This window comes from Mycobacterium sp. 1165196.3 (assembly GCF_001673415.1).
GTDB lineage: Bacteria > Actinomycetota > Actinomycetes > Mycobacteriales > Mycobacteriaceae > Mycobacterium > Mycobacterium europaeum_A.
This window is the reverse complement of record NZ_LZLU01000132.1, coordinates 1-1,111: the sequence shown is the minus strand read 5'-3', so window position 1 is coordinate 1,111 and position 1,111 is coordinate 1. Positions and strand designations below refer to the sequence as shown.

Below are 1,111 nucleotides of genomic sequence, written 5' to 3'. Positions count from 1 at the left end.
TCGGGGTGTTCACCGGCTTCTCGATGGCCGGCTACGGCATGACCAAACACCATCTGACGCATCGGGAACCGGGCTGGCGCCGCCGGCTGGCGATCAACCTGTCCGCGGCGGTGCTGTCGACGATCGTGGTGGGCATCTTCGCGGTGGCGAAATTCACCGAGGGCGCCTGGCTGGTGGTCATCGTGTTCCCGCTGCTGGTGTTCATGCTGACCCGGCTCAACCGCGAATACCGGGCCGAGGCCGCCATTCTCGAGATGTTCCGCACCGATCGCCCGGAGCTGGTGAAGTACGCGCGGCACCGGGTGTTCGTGTTCGTCGACTCGGTCGATCTGGCGGTGATCGAGGCGCTGCGCTACGGCAGGGGGTTGCGGGCCGACGAACTGATCGCGGTGCATTTCATGGTCGACCCGGCCCACGCGGCGCTGCTGCGAAAGCGTTGGGACCATTTCGAACTCGACACCCCGCTGCGCATCGTGGACTGCCCGGACCGTCGGATCAGCCGGGCCGCGCAGCTGCTGGTCGCCAAGGCGCGTGACGAGAACGCGCGCACCAATGTGACGGTGCTGCTGCCGCGGCGAACCTTCGCCCGGCTGCTGGGCCGCGTGCTGCACGACCGCACCGCCGACAAGATCGCGCGAGCGGTCAGCCTGATTCCCGACGCCGCGGCGACGATCGTGCCCTACGACGTCGAATCGCGGATCAGGGAGGCCTACCCCGACACCTTGGAGCAGCGGATCGGACAGGGGATCGACAAGCTCGAGGCGTGGGTGTCCCAGGACGAAGACCGCAAGGTCGACGCCTACGAACACCCGGTGCCGCGCGTACTTCACCAGCTCCGGGCGATCGGTGCGGAACATCTCGAGAATGGCGGCCTCGGCCCGGTATTCGCGGTTGAGCCGGGTCAGCATGAACACCAGCAGCGGGAACACGATGACCACCAGCCAGGCGCCCTCGGTGAATTTCGCCACCGCGAAGATGCCCACCACGATCGTCGACAGCACCGCCGCGGACAGGTTGATCGCCAGCCGGCGGCGCCAGCCCGGTTCCCGATGCGTCAGATGGTGTTTGGTCATGCCGTAGCCGGCCATCGAGAAGCCGGCGAACACCCCGA

The 1,111-nt window shown here is 67.3% G+C and carries 1 pseudogene; it reads left to right on the top strand.

Annotated features, from left to right (window positions below):
• Nucleotides 1-1,111: pseudogene (locus A5659_RS14365) on the top strand (hypothetical protein); the annotation flags it as partial.